Origin of the sequence: Anoxybacillus sp., assembly GCF_036834105.1 — a bacterium.
In the GTDB taxonomy this organism is placed as follows: domain Bacteria; phylum Bacillota; class Bacilli; order Bacillales; family Anoxybacillaceae; genus Anoxybacillus.
The window spans coordinates 1-2,137 of sequence record NZ_DAITON010000169.1 but is presented as its reverse complement, the minus strand read 5'-3'; the positions used below and the strand labels follow the sequence as shown (position 1 = coordinate 2,137).

At 45.2% G+C, this 2,137-nt stretch carries 1 protein-coding gene and 1 pseudogene; both read right to left on the bottom strand.

The features are described 5' to 3' along the window. Positions 1-92, bottom strand: a pseudogene (locus V7Z64_RS12215) (excinuclease ABC subunit A); the annotation flags it as partial. A 3-nt stretch (positions 93-95) separates the two neighbouring features. After that, entirely contained in the window at positions 96-2,069 is a 1,974-nt protein-coding gene (gene uvrB, locus V7Z64_RS12210; protein WP_442885209.1) for an excinuclease ABC subunit UvrB, read from the bottom strand. Between the last annotated feature and the right edge of the window lie 68 nt (positions 2,070-2,137).

Genomic DNA, 2,137 nt, shown 5'->3' with positions numbered 1-2,137 from the left:
CCGGTAAGCACAACGAGCTTATTGCGCGGAATGACGACATCAATATTTTTTAAATTGTGTGCACGCGCTCCTTTGACGATAATGTGATCCATACGCTACACCTCAGCTTTCAGTTCTAAAATGAGATCGCGCAATTGTGCTGCACGTTCGAAATGAAGAGCTTTCGCCGCCTCTTTCATTTCTTGTTCAAGTTGGGCAATGAGCGCAAGACGTTCTTCTTTTGATAAATGACGAACATCTTTCGTTTCGTACGTTTCTTTTTCTTCCGCAGCAAACGTAGCGCGAATAACGTCTGGAACGTCTTTTTGAATCGTTTTCGGCACGATACCATGCTCGCGATTATATGCTTCTTGAATGGCGCGGCGCCGCTTCGTTTCATTGATCGCAATTTCCATTGATTTCGTGATCGTATCAGCATACATAATGACATGCCCGTTCGCATTGCGCGCCACCCGTCCAATCGTTTGAATGAGTGAACGTTCAGAGCGTAAAAATCCTTCTTTATCGGCATCTAAAATAGCAACGAGCGATACTTCTGGAATATCAAGCCCTTCACGCAATAAGTTAATGCCGACAAGCACATCGTATTTGCCTAATCGTAAATCGCGAATAATTTCAATTCGCTCTAACGTTTTAATTTCGGAATGCAAGTAAGCAACTTGAATGCCAATATCTTTTAAATAATCTGTTAAGTCTTCCGCCATCTTTTTCGTCAATGTCGTCACAAGCGTCCGTTCTTTGCGAGCGATGCGCTTTTGAATTTCATCAACTAAGTCGTCTATTTGCCCTGCGATCGGTCGCACATCAATCGTCGGATCTAACAACCCTGTCGGACGAATAATTTGCTCGACAACTTGCGGACAATGTTCAAGTTCATACGGACCGGGCGTCGCTGATACGTAAATGATTTGATTCACCTTTTGCTCAAATTCTGCAAACGTGAGCGGGCGGTTATCGAGCGCCGACGGCAAGCGAAAACCGTGTTCGACAAGCACTTCTTTTCGCGCTTTATCCCCGTTATACATGCCGCGAATTTGCGGCAGCGTCACATGCGATTCGTCAATCACAATTAAAAAGTCGTCAGGAAAATAATCTAACAACGTATAAGGGGTCGAACCGGGCGGACGCAACGTCAAATGACGCGAGTAGTTTTCGATGCCCGAACAAAATCCCATCTCTTTCATCATTTCAATATCGTAGCGCGTCCGCTGTTCGAGTCGTTGCGCTTCCAACAATTTTCCTTGTTCACGCAGCTCGCGAAGCCGCTCTTCTAATTCTTTTTCAATGTTTTCGATCGCTATATTCATTTTTTCTTCGCGCGTAACGAAGTGCGATGCCGGGAAAATCGCCACATGCTCCCTCTCCGCCATCACATGCCCCGTCAACGCGTCGACTTCGCGAATGCGTTCAATTTCATCGCCAAAAAACTCAATGCGAATGCAATGCTCATCGCGTGAAGCTGGAAAAATTTCAACAACATCCCCGCGCACACGAAACGTTCCGCGCCGAAAATCAATATCGTTTCGCTCGTATTGAATATCAACAAGCCGCCGCAATAAATAATCGCGCTCGATTTCCATGCCGACGCGAAGGGAGACGACTAGTTCGCGATATTCTTCCGGAGAACCTAAACCATAAATGCACGACACGCTTGCGATAATAATGACATCGCGCCGTTCAAATAACGCAGACGTTGCGGAATGGCGCAATTTATCGATCTCATCGTTAATGCTCGCATCTTTTTCAATGTACGTATCCGTTTGCGGCACGTACGCTTCCGGCTGATAATAATCATAATAGCTCACAAAATATTCGACCGCATTATGCGGAAAAAACTGTTTAAACTCGCTATACAACTGCCCTGCCAACGTTTTATTATGCGCAATGACTAACGTCGGTTTATTCACTTGTTGAATGACGTTTGAAATCGTAAACGTTTTCCCTGTTCCTGTTGCTCCAAGCAACGTTTGATGTTTTTTTCCTTGTTGAATGCCTGCAACGAGTTCGGCAATCGCTTTCGGCTGATCGCCGCGCGGCTCATAAGCGGATACTAATTGAAATGTGTCCACAATCGTCCCTCCACTCGTATAGTATGTTTAGAAAGATTTTTAAATCGAATTTCCAGTTCGATATGCTC